Annotated in this window: 19 protein-coding genes; 7 read left to right on the forward strand and 12 right to left on the reverse strand. The window is 63.2% G+C overall.

Annotated elements, in window-relative coordinates; genetic code table 11:
• Positions 1–12: 12 nt before the first annotated feature.
• The 3 genes from MHAR_RS11745 to MHAR_RS11755 are packed head-to-tail and all read right to left on the reverse strand — an operon-like array spanning position 13 to position 2,091.
• Positions 13–405 carry a molybdopterin dinucleotide binding domain-containing protein gene (locus tag MHAR_RS11745; protein ID WP_014587835.1) on the reverse strand — a complete coding sequence of 131 codons (393 nt, stop codon included), beginning with the start codon at positions 403–405 and terminating at the stop codon, positions 13–15.
• Positions 406–1,614: a formylmethanofuran dehydrogenase gene (locus MHAR_RS11750; RefSeq protein WP_052301039.1), complete on the reverse strand. Its 1,209-nt coding sequence runs from the start codon at positions 1,612–1,614 to the stop codon at positions 406–408. It lies immediately after the preceding gene.
• Positions 1,615–1,623: 9 nt separating this feature from the next.
• Complete coding sequence (locus tag MHAR_RS11755; RefSeq protein ID WP_014587837.1) at positions 1,624–2,091, reverse strand: (Fe-S)-binding protein; 468 nt, start codon at positions 2,089–2,091, stop codon at positions 1,624–1,626.
• A gap of 107 nt (positions 2,092–2,198) precedes the next feature.
• On the opposite strand from MHAR_RS11755, the gene MHAR_RS11760 reads away from it, so the two are divergent.
• The 3 genes from MHAR_RS11760 (at position 2,199) to yciH (ending at position 6,880) form a co-directional block, all read left to right on the forward strand.
• Positions 2,199–3,962: a vWA domain-containing protein gene (locus tag MHAR_RS11760; RefSeq protein WP_228369567.1), complete on the forward strand. Its 1,764-nt coding sequence runs from the start codon at positions 2,199–2,201 to the stop codon at positions 3,960–3,962.
• On the forward strand, positions 3,959–6,343 hold the full coding sequence (locus MHAR_RS11765) for a VWA domain-containing protein (protein ID WP_014587839.1): 2,385 nt from the start codon (positions 3,959–3,961) through the stop codon (positions 6,341–6,343). The genes MHAR_RS11760 and MHAR_RS11765 overlap by 4 nt, the downstream gene beginning before the upstream one ends.
• 219 nt (positions 6,344–6,562) lie before the next feature.
• Complete coding sequence (yciH, locus tag MHAR_RS11770; protein ID WP_048144685.1) at positions 6,563–6,880, forward strand: stress response translation initiation inhibitor YciH; 318 nt, start codon at positions 6,563–6,565, stop codon at positions 6,878–6,880.
• 131 nt (positions 6,881–7,011) lie between these two features.
• Here yciH and MHAR_RS11775 read toward each other — a convergent pair whose 3' ends face one another.
• The 4 genes from MHAR_RS11775 to MHAR_RS11790 form a co-directional block, all read right to left on the reverse strand.
• Complete coding sequence (locus MHAR_RS11775; RefSeq protein WP_048144686.1) at positions 7,012–7,404, reverse strand: helix-turn-helix transcriptional regulator; 393 nt, start codon at positions 7,402–7,404, stop codon at positions 7,012–7,014.
• Between the two features lie 16 nt (positions 7,405–7,420).
• Positions 7,421–7,645 carry an LSM domain-containing protein gene (locus MHAR_RS11780; protein WP_048144687.1) on the reverse strand — a complete coding sequence of 75 codons (225 nt, stop codon included), beginning with the start codon at positions 7,643–7,645 and terminating at the stop codon, positions 7,421–7,423.
• A gap of 123 nt (positions 7,646–7,768) precedes the next feature.
• Complete coding sequence (locus MHAR_RS11785; protein WP_014587843.1) at positions 7,769–7,999, reverse strand: NifU family protein; 231 nt, start codon at positions 7,997–7,999, stop codon at positions 7,769–7,771.
• 6 nt (positions 8,000–8,005) lie between these two features.
• The gene (locus MHAR_RS11790) at positions 8,006–8,329 is read right to left on the reverse strand and encodes an MJ1244 family protein (RefSeq protein ID WP_014587844.1); all 324 of its coding nucleotides are present in this window, start codon (positions 8,327–8,329) and stop codon (positions 8,006–8,008) included.
• Positions 8,330–8,442: 113 nt separating this feature from the next.
• Between MHAR_RS11790 and cobZ the strand changes: the two genes are divergently transcribed.
• The 4 genes from cobZ to MHAR_RS11810 are packed head-to-tail and all read left to right on the forward strand — an operon-like array spanning position 8,443 to position 10,646.
• Complete coding sequence (cobZ, locus tag MHAR_RS11795; protein ID WP_014587845.1) at positions 8,443–8,910, forward strand: alpha-ribazole phosphatase CobZ; 468 nt, start codon at positions 8,443–8,445, stop codon at positions 8,908–8,910.
• On the forward strand, positions 8,907–9,689 hold the full coding sequence (cobS, locus tag MHAR_RS11800) for an adenosylcobinamide-GDP ribazoletransferase (protein WP_048144688.1): 783 nt from the start codon (positions 8,907–8,909) through the stop codon (positions 9,687–9,689). Before cobZ ends, cobS begins: the two co-directional genes overlap by 4 nt.
• Positions 9,659–10,279 (forward strand): NTP transferase domain-containing protein, encoded by a 621-nt coding sequence (locus tag MHAR_RS11805; protein ID WP_228369568.1) that lies wholly within the window; start codon positions 9,659–9,661, stop codon positions 10,277–10,279. The genes cobS and MHAR_RS11805 overlap by 31 nt, the downstream gene beginning before the upstream one ends.
• 16 nt (positions 10,280–10,295) lie before the next feature.
• Positions 10,296–10,646: a hypothetical protein gene (locus tag MHAR_RS11810; protein WP_014587848.1), complete on the forward strand. Its 351-nt coding sequence runs from the start codon at positions 10,296–10,298 to the stop codon at positions 10,644–10,646.
• A gap of 161 nt (positions 10,647–10,807) precedes the next feature.
• Here the strand turns inward: MHAR_RS11810 and acsC are convergent, their stop codons facing one another.
• From acsC to MHAR_RS13820, 5 genes are all read right to left on the reverse strand, one after another.
• Positions 10,808–12,232 (reverse strand): acetyl-CoA decarbonylase/synthase complex subunit gamma, encoded by a 1,425-nt coding sequence (acsC, locus tag MHAR_RS11815; protein WP_014587849.1) that lies wholly within the window; start codon positions 12,230–12,232, stop codon positions 10,808–10,810.
• A gap of 5 nt (positions 12,233–12,237) precedes the next feature.
• Positions 12,238–13,590 carry a CO dehydrogenase/acetyl-CoA synthase subunit delta gene (gene cdhD / locus MHAR_RS11820; protein ID WP_014587850.1) on the reverse strand — a complete coding sequence of 451 codons (1,353 nt, stop codon included), beginning with the start codon at positions 13,588–13,590 and terminating at the stop codon, positions 12,238–12,240.
• A 12-nt stretch (positions 13,591–13,602) separates the two neighbouring features.
• The gene (locus MHAR_RS11825; RefSeq protein WP_014587851.1) at positions 13,603–14,364 is read right to left on the reverse strand and encodes an ATP-binding protein; all 762 of its coding nucleotides are present in this window, start codon (positions 14,362–14,364) and stop codon (positions 13,603–13,605) included.
• Positions 14,365–14,382: 18 nt separating this feature from the next.
• On the reverse strand, positions 14,383–14,586 hold the full coding sequence (locus MHAR_RS11830) for a hypothetical protein (RefSeq protein WP_143763418.1): 204 nt from the start codon (positions 14,584–14,586) through the stop codon (positions 14,383–14,385).
• 116 nt (positions 14,587–14,702) lie between these two features.
• A complete protein-coding gene (locus MHAR_RS13820; RefSeq protein WP_048144340.1) occupies positions 14,703–14,897 on the reverse strand; it encodes a hypothetical protein in 195 nt (64 codons plus the stop codon).
• Positions 14,898–14,925 lie beyond the last annotated feature (28 nt).

The following is a 14,925-nucleotide window of genomic DNA, read 5'->3' on the forward strand; positions in this document are numbered from 1 at the left end:
GCCTCCGGAGGGTCAGGGACCCCGGATCCTCTCGCCGATCTCCTCGATCGTCGTCACCGCCTCCCCAGCAGAGCCAACCCGGGCCTGGAACCTCTTCATCTGGAGGAGGCCGCCCTCGCCCGCCTCGGCGGGGAGGAGCTGAGCCGACCAGGGGCTCCTCGGCATGAAGCCGATCCCGGGATGGGGCTCCTCGGAGACCTTCGCCACCACCACCACCTTACCGGTGGCCGTCTCCAGGAGGACGGGGCTGTCGGCCTGGATCTTTCTCCCCAACGCGTCGCCGCGGTCCAGGAATAGGAGGGCGCTCTCCTCGCGGTACGAGTCGCTGTAGATCCCCAGGGCCTCCTCCACCTCCTGGAAGATCCCCCGGTACGTGACGATTAAAAGCTCTTCCATCTCTCCCATCTAGACCGCCTCCATCAACATCTCGAGGATCTGAAGATCGGCGGAGCGATCCGATTCCACCGCAGAATCGAAGTCGACCCTCACCCCGTCGGCCCGGAGGGCGGCCCCTCCCGCCTCCAGCCCCGCCATGGCGGTGGGGATCGTCACCCCGGCGGCGTCGGTGGTTAAGTTTCTATGGGTCCCGACCGCAGCCATCGGAACCTTCGCCAGCCGCCTCGCCAGGGGGGCGGGAAGGCCGGCCAGAGGGTCGGAGCCGACGACCAGGACGGCGTCGCACCCCTCCAGAAGCCCCGGCAACCCCAGGCAGGAGCCTCCCTCGTCCCCGAAGGTGACGGGGCCTGAGGACCCGGCGGCGTCGAAGAGGGCCTGGTGGAGCCCCCGGGCGTTGTACTCGGGGAGGCTGGGGATGACGGAGAACCGGGTGAACTCCTTCAGCCTCGCCACCAGGGAGAAGAACCAGCCGAGGTCGCCCTGGGCATCGGCGAGCCCCGGCCCGGTGAAGATCGCCCCGAACTTCGCCTTCCGGAGCTTCGTCGCCAGGTTCAGCATCTTCTTTTTATCCTCCACCTTGGGGATCTTCCCCCCCAGGGCGGCCGTCAGGGCCTCGGCGAAGGCGGCGTCCCCCCCGGGCGGGACCTGGAAGAAGCCGTCGGCGGCGATGGTGGCCGTCGGCGACCTCCGGACGTCGATGACGATCGCCTCCCGGTCCTCCTCGTACCCCCTCTGCCTCTTCTCCCCCCGGGGGAAGTAGGAGAAGCGGGAGAGGTGGCGGGGATGGCTGCTGGAGGGGTCGTCCCCCCAGTATATCGAGACGTCGGCGTAATTCCGGACGTCGTCGAAGGTGCAGGTGGGAAGCTCCCCCTTCAGAATCCCCTCCGTTATCAGCCCCTGCCGGGAGGTGGGGTCGCCGATGGCAGCGCCGAGCTTCTTCGCGAGCTCGATCCCCAGCCTCTGGGCCTCCAGGGTCGACCGGCCGAAGCCGAGGAGGAGGGGGCGGTCCGCCCCGGCGAGGAGCTCCCCGGCGGCGGAGACCGCCTCCTCGACCCTCACCTCAGAGCCGCCGGCGGTGGGGGTGAGCCTGTCGACGGCAAGGGAGTCGTAGTGGGCCCGCCCCTTCCTGCAGAGGTTCAGGGTCCTTTTCACCTGCATCCCATCAAAATCCGCCTCGATGTCGTCACACAATAGAGAGCAACCTGTACAGAACGCCATTTTGATCACCTAGATGAACTCGATCGCCTTGCTGGGACAGGTGACGATGCAGGCGTTGCATAGGACCTTCTCGGGCCCAAACCTCCTGCACTGATCGACGTTGACGCACTTGACGACGCCGTCCTCCACCATCAGGATCGCCTTGCCGCTGACGGGGCCCCGGCCTATGGCCGTCCCCTTGGGGTCGCTCGCGACGTTGACGGGACAGGCGACGACGCAGTTTCCGCAACCGTAACACCTCTCCGGATGGATCACCATGCCCGTCTCGGTGGCCTCGGTGCTGAGGAGGGGGGCCATAAGCTCCCTCAGCCCTGCCAGCTTCTTCTCGTACTTCGGCTCCTCCACCAGGGGGGTGCAGTCCTCGATCGCCTTCCTCTTGCCGAGGAGCTCGACGGCGAAGGCCATGCAGGTGGGAAAGCCGCACTTCTTGCAGTTGGTCTTGGGCAGGAGCTGATATACATCCATGATGCTGATCATTGTCCACCACCTCGATGAGCAGAACCAGGTGAAGCTCTCGTCTTCAATCGTATTAAGAATGTTGCCACGGACGAAGCGCCGAAGCTTCCGCAAACCTTTTCTCGGCCGTGGGCGTAGGATTGGCGATGCCCTTCAGCAGCCCCCTGGCCCTCCTGGGACTCTTGAGCGTCGTCCCCCTGATCATCCTCTACATGATCAGGCCGAAGCCCAGGGACCTCCCCTTCCCGTCGACGGCCTTCATCCTCGAGGGGGAGGCGAAGCCCTCCGCCTCCCTCAGCCGGCTGGTCACCGACCCCCTCTTCTGGACCCAGCTTCTGGTGATCGTCTTCCTCGTCATCGCCGCCGCCGGCCCCTACACCGAGGGGCGGGGGATCCAGGGAGAGCACCTGGTGGTGGTCATCGACCTCTCCGCCAGCATGGAGGCGAGCTTCGACGAGGCGGAGGCGATCTTCCTCCGGTACTCCTCCGGCCAGGACCGGATCAGCATCGTCCTCGCGGAGACGATCCCCCTCCTCGCCCTCCGGGAGGGAAACGAGGTCCAGGCGAGGTCGGCCTTCAGCGCCCTCACCCCCCGGGCCGTCTCGGCGGACCTCTCGGCGGGGATGGTGATGGGGAGAAGCCTCCTGGGGGCGGAGGGGGGGCAGATCCTCGTCATCTCCGACTTCATCAGCTGGATCGGGGACGACCCCGAGGTGACTAGGGGGCTGATCGAGACGGAGGGGACGGGGGTCGTCTTCGTCGACACCGGGGGAGGGGGGGATAACGTGGGGATCGTCGGAGGCTGGATCATCGACTCCGGGGGGATCGCAAACTGCTCCTGCCTCATAAGAAACTACGGCAGGACCAGGACCGTCCCCATCAGGATCGAGGGGCCCGGAGGCACCACCACCACCACCAGGACGATCGGGTCTGGGGGTGAGAGCTACCTCACCTTCGACGCCTCCCCCGGGATCACCATCGTCACCCTGGAGGTGGAGGACGCCATCTCCTCCGACAACAGGGCCTACGTCTCCGTCCCGGAGGTGAGGCCGAGGAGGGCCCTCTACCTGGGGGAGGAGGGCGCCCCCCTCGCCGCCCTCAGGTCGATCTCGGGGATAGAGATCGGCCGCTCCGGCGATTATGGAGGCTTCGACCTGGTGGTGACGGATGACTCCACAAACGACGGCCAGCTGAACCGATACGTCTACGGCGGTGGGAGGGTCGTCTACATCGGCACCAACTCCTCCGCCAGCCCCGAGTACCTCCCCGTCAGGATCGGCGGGATCGTCAACGAGTCCGCCCCCCTCTGGAGGAGGAACCCGGCCTTCACCGGGGACCTCCACCTGGACGAGGTGGTGGTCAAGGGCTACCTTCAGGCCTCTCCCCGGCGGGGGTCGGTGACGATAGCCGAGGCGAACGGAGTCCCCGTCATATCCTACTGGAGGCTCGGGGGAGGGACCGTAGTCTACCTCGGCCTCTCCCAGGAGAGCTCCGACTTCAGCCAGAGGCCGGAGTACCCCCTCTTCTGGTACAAGATGACGAACTGGCTGACGGAGGTCCCCGACATATCCGAGTCGAACCGGAAGACCGGGGAGGTGATACGCCTCGGGGAGACGGCCCTGGTGGAGGCCCCGGGCGGGAGGATCTCCACAGACGTCCTCCTCCTGGACAGGGTGGGAGTTTATAGGTTCCAGGGGAGAACCATCGCCGCCAACATGTACGATCCCGTCGAGTCGAACCTCCAGGGGGGGAGGACCCTCAACCTCGGGTCCTTCGCCTCCGGCAGGACCTCCGAGAAGCTGGTCCGAAAGGACCTCTCGGGGTGGATGGTCCTCATCGCCGCCGCCCTCATAATCCTGGAGCTCGCCATCCTCCGGAGGAGAGGAAGATGATGGAGGGGCTCTACTTCTCGGAGCCCCGCCTCCTGGGGCTCATACCTCTGATATTGATCTTGGGGCTTGCGAGCCTCCGAAAGGGGAGAAACAGGCTCCTCGTCCTCAGCAGGACGGCGATATTCTGCCTCCTGGTCGTGGCCCTGGCAAACCCCTACGTCACGGTGACGGAGACGACCTCCGCGAGGCGGCCGATCATCACCGTCGTCTCGGACCTCACCGCCTCGATGGAGATCTTCGACCAGGGGGCGGCGGAGAGGGTCCAGGCCGGCCTCCCCGACTCCACCATCAGGAGCTTCTCGGGGACGGCTACGCCCCTGGGCGACAAGGTCCTCCAGTACGCCCAGCAGGGCGGAGCCCTCCTCCTGGTCACCGACGGCTACAGCAACCGGGGGCGGGACCTGGAGGAGGCCCTCGCCCTCGCCCGGTCCGCCAACACCACCGTCTTCGCCCTGGAGATGGCCCCCATCCGGGAGGACCGGAGCGTCGAGATCTCCGGAACGAACACCGCCGTCCTCGGGGGGGAGTACCCCTTCACCGTCGTCGTCAGGAGCTCGGGGGGCGAGTTCGACGGCCACCTCACCGTCAGGGCCGACGGCGCGGTCATCTACCAGAACCGGATCGCGGGAGACGGGAGGTCCGCCTCCATCAAGATCTCCCACCGGTTTCCAACGACGGGAACCCACATCCTGGAGGCGTCGATCAGCTTCCCGACGGACGCCATCCCGGAGAACGACCGCTACCAGAAGGCCGTCTACGTCGTCCCCAAGCCCGAGGTCCTCCTGGTGGCGGAGGGGGAGTCTCCCCTATCGAGGGTCCTCTCTGACCACTACAGGCTGACCGTCTCCCCCACCTTCAGGGCCGAGGAGCTGGGCGCCGGGGAGAAGAGGTTCAAGGCCGTAGTCCTCGACGACCAGAGGTACGGACCGGAGCTCTCAGGGCTGAAGGATTATGTCCGGGAGGGGGGAGGGCTCGTGGTGGTGGGGGGGAGGAGCTCCTTCGACTTCGGCGAATACAGGAACTCGAGCCTCGAGGAGATCCTCCCGGTGAAGTCGGTCCCCAGCATCTTCGAGGGGGGGAAGACGACGGTCCTCATCATGGACATCTCGGGGAGCACCCGGAGGGAGATGTCGGTGGGCGGAGCCACCTTCCTCGACTACGAGAAGGCCCTGGCCATCGAGCTCCTCAAGGCGCCGGAGTTCAGGGACGACCGGGTCGCCCTCGTCGTCTTCGGGACCGAGGCCTTCGTCGTCTTCACCCCCACCCCCATCGTCGGGAAGGAGATTATGATCCAGGACCGGATATCCAGCCTCTCCCCCCAGCCCGGCGCCCAGGAGGAGACCCAGCTGAACGTCGGCCTCGCCCTCGCCTGGGATCTCCTCAACGCCAGCAGCAGCGAGGGGGAGGTGATCGTCATCTCCGACGGCAGGATCCGAGAGTACCCCGAGGTCTTCTCGGAGTCGGCGAGGATGATCCAGGAGATGGGGGCGACGGTCCACCTGGTGGAGGTGAAGGCCTTCGAGGGGGCCGCCGGCGGGTTCAGAGACCTCGCCGCCGAGAGCGGGGCGGAGTACCACCCCGCCCTTTATCCGGGGTCGGTGACCATCCGGGCGGGGGAGATGCCGGAGGAGGGGGAGGTGCCGGAGGTGGAGGAGGTCCCGGCCAGCGGCTACGCCCTGATGATCGCAAACCAGAACCACTACATCACCTCCGACCTGGCCCTCGCCGCCAACGCCACCGGCTTCAACGACGTCACCCCGAAACCTGGCGGCCAGAGGCTGGTGGTGATGCTCGACGGAAAGCCGATCCTCACCAGCTGGAGGTACGGCCTGGGGAGGGTGGCGGCCCTCACCACCGACGACGGGACCGCCTGGGCGCCGGAGGTCTACTCCGCCCCCAGCTCGAGGCTCGTCTCCAGGATGGTGAACTGGGCGATCGGCGACCCCAGGCCCGAGGCCTGGAGGGTCGACGCCGAGGACGGTTGGGCGGGGACCCCCCTCCAGCTGACGATCACAAGCCCGAGCCCTCCCAGGATCGAGGGGGTGGAGGCGGAGAGGGTGGGGGAGAACCGGTACTCTGCGGTCATCACCCCCGAGGAGGAGGGGATATACGCCGTGGGGGACTACGGTATCGCCGTAAACTACCCCCTGGAGTACAGGTTTGTCGGCTATAACCCCGACTTCCCGAGGCTGATCATGTCCACCGGCGGGATGGTCTTCACCGAGGAGGAGGTGGCAAGGAGCCTCGTCGAGGAGGCGAGGAAGAGGAGCGAGATCACCGTCCAGGAGAGGGTCAGCCGCCGCTTGCCTCTCCTATTCCTCGCCCTGGCCATATTCCTCGGCGAGGTGATCGCGAGGAGGCTTGGGGAGGTGAGGAGGTGAGGGGAAGACCCTTCGGGAACGGAGATCCCGGTGGTCCCCTCCACCGGCGGGGCGAAAGGTTCTTGACTATCCATCCGGGGGTCTTTTTCCGGTCTGCCCGGCCACCAATAGCTATTTACCCTATCGATTTCATCTCGATCAGGAGATTGGCTCAACTGCAGGACCGATAGGGGATGCAAGGAATGAGTTCATATATTCTGTGGAGGTAACTACCAGAAGATGAGTTCCGAGATGTGCCCAGTATGCGGCCTTCCCAAAGACCTTTGCATATGCCAAGAGGTGGCCAAGGAGCAGCAGAGGATCACGGTGAAGATCAACCGGCGAAGATATGGTAAAGAGGTTACAGTGATCCAGGGGATAGATCCTCACGAGATAGATCTCAGCGAACTAGCTACACATCTCAAATCGGAGCTTGCCTGCGGTGGGACCGTCAAGGGCTACGGCGTCATAGAGCTGCAAGGCAATCATACCGGGCGTATAAAGAAGATCTTGGTGAAGAAGGGCTTCGGTGAAGGTCAGATCCAGATAAGCTCCTGATGGTCCGCGTTCAATGCCCGCCCCCCAAGAGAATATATAAGACCTTTTTTATCCGGGCGGCCTGAGCCCCGCAGCGGCGGAGGGGTCAGGCAGGCCTTCCCCGGAAGATTTGAAGAGAACGGTAGCGGCCCTTACGGCTGGAGGTGGGCTGCGCTGACCTTCTTGGCCGGCTTGTCGAGGCCGAGGTCGGCGCCCTCCGCCAGGACTACGGCGAAGATCCACTCGCTCAGCTCAGGACAGTGCTCGGGGACGCATTCGTTTATGCAGCCGGCACACGGCTCGAAGGCGCCCCCCACCAGGAGCTGCCTGAAGCGGCCGGAGGAGTTGAGGACCCGGACGTACCGGAGCCGGTAAGTTCTGACCCCATCCACCGACTCGGGCTCCCGGGTGATGAGGTCATCCTTCAAGAGCTTTGTGACTATCCGAGAACATTTCCGGGAATCTATATCCAGACACTTCCACAGGTCGCTCTGCAGGACACCGTCCTCACACGCCTTTATGTACTCCAGCGCTTCCTCATACATCGGTACACCCGAACTGTCACTCCACCGGACTTATGAGGATTATGTTGTTCCCCCGGAGTATAACTGAACCCAGGGATCGTGCCCTCTCACCATCTACTATCTCCACCGTCTCCTGGAGATGGAGGTTCAGGTAGTCGTCGACGCTGTTGAGGGTTCCCTCCAGAACGTTCCGCTGCGACCCTTTCATCTCCACCTTGATCCTGGACCCGATCAACGTTTGTACCTTCTTGCTCGGAAACACGACTTATGCCTCTTGCTCGTTTATTTTCAGAACCGGCGGAGAGCCGGCCTCTCAGAGGAGATCCACCAAATCAGGAATATAAATGCGACGGGCGTAAAAGGGGGGCGATCAGAAGTGCGGCCACTATACCGCCACAACTTCCTTTATGCCGTCCACGTTCTTCTTCAGCTCTCTTTCGACGAAGTTCTTGAGGGTCATCTGAGAGAAGGGGCAACCTGCGCAGCTTCCAGTCAGCTTCACCGAGACCACCCCGTCCTCGGCGACGTCGACCAGCTCGATATCTCCACCTTCCATCCTGAGGGCGTTCCTGATCACCTCGAGGACGGACTCCACCTCTCGTCTCAACTTCTCCATGGATCCTCAATCTCCTCTGACCTTCAGTACTGTTACCTTTTGCCCCATGATCGTATACCTTATCCCTTTTAAACCTTGTTCCAGCCCCTTGACGATCGGCTCGCAGTCGCCGTCGATGACGGTGTTGACCAGGACCCCGGGCTCTGCATGATGTCTGACCGCCTCGATCGTCATCTCCGGGTCCTCCTTCAGGAGGAAGCTTTTCCATTCTTTTGGAGCCATCCCCTTATACTCATATAGATAAAATCCGGTGATACCAAGCTCGGTGAGGGTATTTATCACCCGGCCGAGGTGCTCGTGATCTACAAATATCTTGACCAATGTCTTCATAAAATCCCTTCCCGATACTCTGACACGAGACTTTAAATAACTTCTGCCGTCCCGGGATCTTCGGCCACCAGATACGCTTTTATCCCGCGAGGGGGCTTATCCCTCCGATCGATATGGCCGCTGGCAAGGACATCCGAGACGTCCTCCAGGAGGCGGGGATCGCCATCGACGAGGTGGTCTCCGCCGCCCTGGAGCTTTACGTGCCGCATCCGGGGGTGGAGACGAGGTCGAAGGCCGAGGAGGTCTTCCGGAGGGAGCTCGACCTCGCCCTCTCCGACCCGAACCTCTGCCTCCTGATCTACGCGGGGCTCCTCCTGGAGGCGGAGGGGAGGAGGGGAGGCCTCCCCAACATGAAAAGCTCCGATTACGAGAGGGATCTCACGTACCTGATAGCCGATGAGGTGATCGGGATGACGATAGCCAAGTACATCGGAGGGTACAAGGGGACCTTCGACTACGTGCGGTACGATAAGGCGAAGCCTGGGATCCTGGGGGTCCTCGGACCCTTCATGGACGACGTCATAGCGGGGCTGATCGGCGGGGTCTCCGCGAACATGTACACCAGGGCGGTGTTCGGCTGAAGGACCACCTCCTCGCCCTCAAGGCCGGCTTCGGCTTTCTATCGACGATACCCGTCGGGATATCGATGGAGGGGATCGAGGCCCTGATGAGGCACATCTACCTCTTCCCCCTGGTGGGGGCGGCCCTCGGCCTCATCTACGCCGCCATAGCCCTCGCCCTGACGGCCGTGGTCCCGCCGGGGATCGCGGCGGCCTTGATCATCGTCGCGATATTCAAGCTCTGCGGGATAAACCACGCCGACGGCCTCGCCGACTTTGGGGACGGGGTCGGCGCCCATACCACCGTCGATAAGAAGATCGCCGCCATGAAGGACGTCCACATCGGGACCGGCGGCGTCCTCTTCGTGACGCTTTCGATCCTCGCCGTCTACGGGTCCCTGACGGCGATCCCGGCGGCGGCCCTGCCGGTCTCCCTGGTGGTGGCGGAGGTGGCGGCGAAGCAGTCGATGGTCGCCTTCGCCGCCTTCTCCACCCCCCTCCACCAGGGCTTCGGCTCCATCGCCATCCAGAACGCCGACCGGGCCGACTTCCTCCTCGGCCTCGGGGCGGCAGCCCTCCTCTGTGGCGCCTTCGCCGGCCCCCTGGGGATCGCCGTCCTCCTGGCGGCCCAGGTCTCGGCGTTTTATATGGTCGCCGTATCGAGGAGGAACTTCGGAGGAGCCACCGGCGACGGCTTCGGCGCCACCAACGAGGTGGCACGGGCCGTCTCCCTGGTCCTCGCCAACGTCCTTCTCGCCCAGGGACTCGGATGGGGGGGGGCGATCTGGACGCCGTGGTGATGGCAGGGGGCCTCGGGACGAGGCTGAAGATGGGGGAGAAGCCGATGGTCCGCCTCCTCGGCCGTCCCCTCATCGGATGGGTCGTCTCCGCCCTCCGGGAGAGCGCCCTCGATAGGGTCTTCGTGGCGACGTCCCCCCGATCCCCCGGGACGGCGGCCTGGGCCGAGGGGGAGGGGCTCGAGGTGGTGGAGACGCCGGGGGCGGGGTACGTCCCCGACATGATCTCCGCCGTCGAGGGGGCGGGGATCGAGGGGCCGGTCCTGATCGTGATGGCGGACCTGCCCCTCCTCCGGGGAGAGATCCTGGACGAGATCCTGGAGGTCTACGAAGGCGTCCCGGAGCCGGCCCTCTCGGTCCACGCCCCCCTGGAGATATACCGGCGGATCGGGGCGATCCCCGACGCCCTCTTCAACTATCGAGGCCGGCTGATCGTCCCCGCGGGGGTGAACGTCCTCCTCGGCTCGGAGATCAGGGCCGAGCAGGAGGACTACCACCTGATCCTCGATAGGCCGGAGGTGGCGGCCAACGTCAACTCTCCGGAGGATTTAGCCATATGCGAGGCGATCCTCCGGGGAGAGCTTCTGATCTGAGATTTGAGGTGAAGATATGGATTACGTGGAGATCGAAGGCGAGAAGTACCCGGTCGAAGACCTGGAGACCCTGACGGGGGAGGCGAAGATGGAGGCTGCGAGAGGTTACATCCTCCTCCTGGCGAGGGTCCTGAAGGACCCCCTGAGCCTCCCCCGGAGGCTGAAGGAGATCTGCTCCCTAAAGCTGAACGACGAAGAGAGGCGAGACCTCCGGATGGCCCTGATCCGGGTCCAGATCGAGAGTGAATTGAGGATGAACGAGGACATCCAGCGGTACCAGCAGAGGAGGTACGTATCCCAGGTGATCGAGATCCTCATCTTCAAAGACCTCCTCCTCGCCCCCGGAGAGCCCGAGGAGATGGATTGAGCGACGGTATTGGCCAAAGAGATCGGAGAATCCGATCTTGCTGGGTCGTATATCCGATTAAGAAGGAAAAGCTGGATGATCCGATCGGAGGTATGAAGAAAAAAAGTAGGAGAAGGGCCTGACCCCCCGGGGAGACCCTTCAACGCCGTTTTTTTGCGGCTTCACTTCTTTGGTGGCCACTGCTTTTCCATCCAGCCGGGGATCCTTCCGGAGTCCTCGGGGCCGACCATGGCCTTGACCTTGTAGGCGTAGAGGTCGTCCAGCTCGCCGCTGAACTTGGCGGCCATCCCGGGGAGGATGAAGGCCTTGTGGGTCGTCTTCTCGAAGTCCATCCCCGCCTCGGCGAAGGCGTCCTTGATCTTGGCTGGGGTCAGCTGGCCGCCAGCGACGGAGGCCTGGACGCCGATGCCGTCGGTGTTCACCGCCAGGAGGTACGAGTCGATGTTGTTGGATCCGAGGTCCGACTCGACCGTATAGTAGGTCAGGGCGAAGTTGGTGGTGAGGAAGACCGGGGAGCTCTCCGTGGGGTTGCCCACCTTGTAGAGGCCAGGCTTCACCTGGACGGGGGTCCTGGGGTCGGTGTAGATGTTGAACCTCAGGTGCATGTCGGGCATGACGCTGTGGGGCTCGATGGAGTGCCTGATCATGATGTCGGCGCCGCGGATGACGAAGGTGGCGGCGAGGACAGACTCCCAGTAGGCGCCCCGAACCGGGTCCTTGGTGGTCATCCAGGCGTTGATCGGCAGGGCCATCACGGGGTAGTTGAAGTCCTTCTGCCCCTCCTCGACCGAAGCCCTCCGGAGCTTGATGAAGTTCTGGAGGGACTCCTGGAGCTTCTCGCCGTTGGGGGCGGTGCCGGGGTCGAGGACTAGGTCCTTGAGGCCCATCTCGGCGAAGGTCTGGGCCATCCCCTTGAGGCCGTCGAGGTCGAAGGGGACGGAGAGGGTGACCGGGACCTTGTAGTCGAAGGCGAGCTGGGCCACCTCCTTCCAGTTCTCCTTGGTGGCGGCGTAGATCAGGGGCCTGGTGGCTGCAGAGACCTCGAGACCGGCCTTCAGGACCTTCGGGTCGAAGGAGCAGAGGATCATCGGCTTCTTGGTGTTCTCCATCACCTTCTTGACGCAGGCTGCAAACTTGGCGGGGTCGCCGGTAACGGACCTGACCGCCACCATCTCGACGCTCTCCCATTTGCCGATGTAGAACTTCTTCCAGCCGTCGATCAGCTTGACCCTCTCGACGAGGTCCGCCTCATTCATGCCGTCGGTGACGTCGTAGGCAAATGGAGGCTTGTTGAAGAAGGTCATCTGGTGGCGGTACATCACGTCCTCGCCTCCGACCTTCAGCTGCTGGTCGCCAACTCCGACGTATACCAGGGCGACCTCGGGGGCGATGACGGCCTTCAGCTGGTCGAGCTTCTTGCCGTACTTCTTCTGGTTCTTCTCGTCTACGAGGGGCTTGCACTCCTCGATCTTCCTGGTCCTCGAGATGATTCCTGCTGCAAAGGCCATGCAGGTCTGCTCACCGCACTCGCCGCAGTTGGTCTGAGGCAGGAACTTGTAAAGGTTGAGCGGGCTACTTTCCTTCAAGGCTATCACACCTCCATTGAGATCCACTTGGTGGTGTCAGGAGTCTCCGCCTTGACGAGGCCCATCAGAGACTGGGTGATCTCCTGCAGGTAGGCTACAGCGATCGGGTTCATCATCATGAAGATGTCCACCCCGGCCATGGCCAGGGAGAACCCGGTGAGGATCTCCCAGATGGGACCCCTCAGCATCCTGTCGCCCCACGGAGAGTCGTTCTTGTTGGGGGAGTTGACCATCCAGGCCTCTCGGACGCCCCAGGCGTTGGTGGTACCGGAGGACATCGGGAAGTTCAGCTCCTCGTCGCCCTTCAGGCCGCCGAGCCTGATCCTCTCCATGTTGGTGTAGGCGAAGTCCATGCCGTAGGCGAGGGCCGCGGTCGTCGGGTCCATGACGATGGAATCCCTGGGGACGCCTGCGACCTTCATCAGCTTCCTGTTCAGTTCCTTCTGGGAGTTGATCTCGAGCTGGGTCCAGGCGAGGCAGACGTTGTTGTTGGCGACGCAGGCCTTTCCGATCGCCTCCCAGTCCAGGTTCAGGCTGGCGCTGGCGATGAGGGCGCGCTCGCCCTGGGCCACCTCGCTCGCCTTGGATAGGACCTCCACGTCCTTCTCGGGGTTGCCGCTTCCGCCGATGACGATCGGCACGTCGACGGCCTGGAGGACGTCCTCTACCACCTTCACCGCCTCCTTGGCCGGCGTGTCCTTTACCAGGGGGTCGGTGCTGATCAGGTGAGTTGTTACCAAATCAGCCTTGAACTCCTTGACCGCCTTCTTCGCCCAGTCGGCGGGGTCGTTCATGACGTCCTCGTAGTGCATCTTGACGGCCTTGGCCATCCCGATGGGCATGTCGAAGACGTCGATGGTGACGACGGGTCTGTTCGGCATCGCGGCATCGAAGAAGAAGGGCATCGCCTTCTCGCCGCCGATCTTGATGACGTGACCTCGGGATCCTCCCTCGGCCTTGGTGGCTCCGAGCTGGACCTCCTGGATCTGGGTCTTCCAGGTCTTGTCGGTGCCGACCGCGAACTTGGTGCTCTTCAGAGCGTCGGGTATCTTGAAGGCCGGAACTGCGGCCGCTGCCTTGGCCAGCTCAGCGGGGGCGGGCGATATCGCCTGAGCCACCGCCACCGGCTGAAGCAGGCTCTCTACAGGATAGCCGAAGGCCTTGGCCATATTGACCAGCTGGACCGCCACCTTTGCGACCTCTTCGCCGAAGTAGTATGCGAAGAGAGGTCCGACGCCGCCAGCACCAGCGTCGATCTCCAGTTCGATGTCTCCCTCGATGGTGATCCCCTCGAGGGACTTCACGTCCATTTCCGCCAATTTCTTATTTAAGTCGGATATGCTTAGTTTCTCTCCCATGTTGATCTCCCCTCATAGACCGATCTCTCGGATTATATGCTCCTCCACTTCCATCACGGCAGGAGAGTCGTCTGGCAGGCCGACCAGGGGGTCGCCTGCCAGATCGAGCCGGGCCACGTTCTCGTCGTAGGGAATCATGCCGATGACCTTGAGGCCTAGGCCCTCTGCAACCTTCAGGATCTGATCTTTTGACAGATCGCGAACCTTGTTCGCTATGACATAGAGGCTTTTGTACTTCAGGTCCAGCTCCTTGGCGAGCTGTCTTATCGTCTCAGCGGTCTTGAGGCCCCTCCTCGATTCGTCGGTGACCACGATCAGAGAATCCACCTCCGAGATGGTCTTCCGGCTCAGATGCTCAAGCCCCGCCGGAGAGTCGACGATGACCAGGTCGTAGTCATCGATGGTCTCGTCCATGATCCCCTTCAGCAGGGAGTTGAGATAACAGTAACACCCGGACCCTTCCGACCGGCCCATCACCAAAAGATCGTATCCGTCCTTCTCCAGAAGGGCCTCGAAGATCTTGGCCGCAAAGAGCTGCTTCTTGTCGATATCGGGCGGGAGCGAGATCCTTGAGTCCTGGATCTCCTCTCTTATGTCACCGACGGTCATCTCCACATCATCCCCCAGAACGTCTGCAAGGTTCGCATCTGGGTCGGCGTCTATCGCCAGAATGGTGGTCTTCTTCTCACGCTTGAGAAGAGACCTGATGATCATCGCGGTGACCGCGGTCTTGCCGGTGCCGCCCTTCCCGGTTATCGCTATGACTTTCCCCACGGTACTAGCCTTCTGCTTCTATTTTGAGCTCTTCGGCTTGATGATGACTTCCTTGATGGAGACGTTGGCGCCCCTCAGCTCCAGGACTATGCCGCCAGAGCCTCCCGCGGGCATTGCGAAGGCGGGGGCTGCTGCTGCCGCCGGGGCCGCCGCCGCTGCGGCGGGGGCTGCCGCTTCAGGCTCCTTCTTCTTCAGCTTGAGTGCTAACTTCTTTCCAGCCATAACAATCTCTCCCTCTCGATTTTTCCCACATCTCTCAGAATCGACCGTCGGGCTGGAAGCCTCGACGATCGAGACCATCCCTCTCCCTCAAGATATAGGAGGGAAAAGGTGGACGCTCACTTGGCGAGCGTCACCTTCTCGATGGTAACCTTGGCGTCCTTGAGGATCAGCTTGATCCCGCCCGCTCCGCCCGCCGACATGGCAAAGGCGGGGGCAGCTCCTGCCGCCGGGGCTGCTGCTGCGGCCGGAGCCGCCGCGGCAGGTGCTCCAGGTTCCTTCGACTTCAGCTTCAGTGACAGTTTCTTGGCCATTCCTATAACCTCCTACACCCTCAAATAC

The organism is Methanothrix harundinacea 6Ac (assembly GCF_000235565.1).
Taxonomy (GTDB): domain Archaea; phylum Halobacteriota; class Methanosarcinia; order Methanotrichales; family Methanotrichaceae; genus Methanocrinis; species Methanocrinis harundinaceus.

Excerpts from the sequence above, each read along its gene's own strand:
- MHAR_RS11745 (WP_014587835.1), bottom strand. The coding sequence starts at position 405 with ATGGGAGAGATGGAAGAGCTTTTAATCGTCACGTACCGGGGGATCTTC.
- MHAR_RS11750 (WP_052301039.1), bottom strand. The coding sequence starts at position 1,614 with ATGGCGTTCTGTACAGGTTGCTCTCTATTGTGTGACGACATCGAGGCG.
- MHAR_RS11755 (WP_014587837.1), bottom strand. The coding sequence starts at position 2,091 with ATGATCAGCATCATGGATGTATATCAGCTCCTGCCCAAGACCAACTGC.
- MHAR_RS11765 (WP_014587839.1), top strand. The coding sequence starts at position 3,959 with ATGATGGAGGGGCTCTACTTCTCGGAGCCCCGCCTCCTGGGGCTCATA.
- yciH (WP_048144685.1), top strand. The coding sequence starts at position 6,563 with ATGAGTTCCGAGATGTGCCCAGTATGCGGCCTTCCCAAAGACCTTTGC.
- MHAR_RS11775 (WP_048144686.1), bottom strand. The coding sequence starts at position 7,404 with ATGTATGAGGAAGCGCTGGAGTACATAAAGGCGTGTGAGGACGGTGTC.
- MHAR_RS11785 (WP_014587843.1), bottom strand. The coding sequence starts at position 7,999 with ATGGAGAAGTTGAGACGAGAGGTGGAGTCCGTCCTCGAGGTGATCAGG.
- MHAR_RS11790 (WP_014587844.1), bottom strand. The coding sequence starts at position 8,329 with ATGAAGACATTGGTCAAGATATTTGTAGATCACGAGCACCTCGGCCGG.
- cobZ (WP_014587845.1), top strand. The coding sequence starts at position 8,443 with ATGGCCGCTGGCAAGGACATCCGAGACGTCCTCCAGGAGGCGGGGATC.
- MHAR_RS11805 (WP_228369568.1), top strand. The coding sequence starts at position 9,659 with ATGGGGGGGGGCGATCTGGACGCCGTGGTGATGGCAGGGGGCCTCGGG.
- MHAR_RS11810 (WP_014587848.1), top strand. The coding sequence starts at position 10,296 with ATGGATTACGTGGAGATCGAAGGCGAGAAGTACCCGGTCGAAGACCTG.
- cdhD (WP_014587850.1), bottom strand. The coding sequence starts at position 13,590 with ATGGGAGAGAAACTAAGCATATCCGACTTAAATAAGAAATTGGCGGAA.
- MHAR_RS11830 (WP_143763418.1), bottom strand. The coding sequence starts at position 14,586 with ATGGCTGGAAAGAAGTTAGCACTCAAGCTGAAGAAGAAGGAGCCTGAA.
- MHAR_RS13820 (WP_048144340.1), bottom strand. The coding sequence starts at position 14,897 with ATGGCCAAGAAACTGTCACTGAAGCTGAAGTCGAAGGAACCTGGAGCA.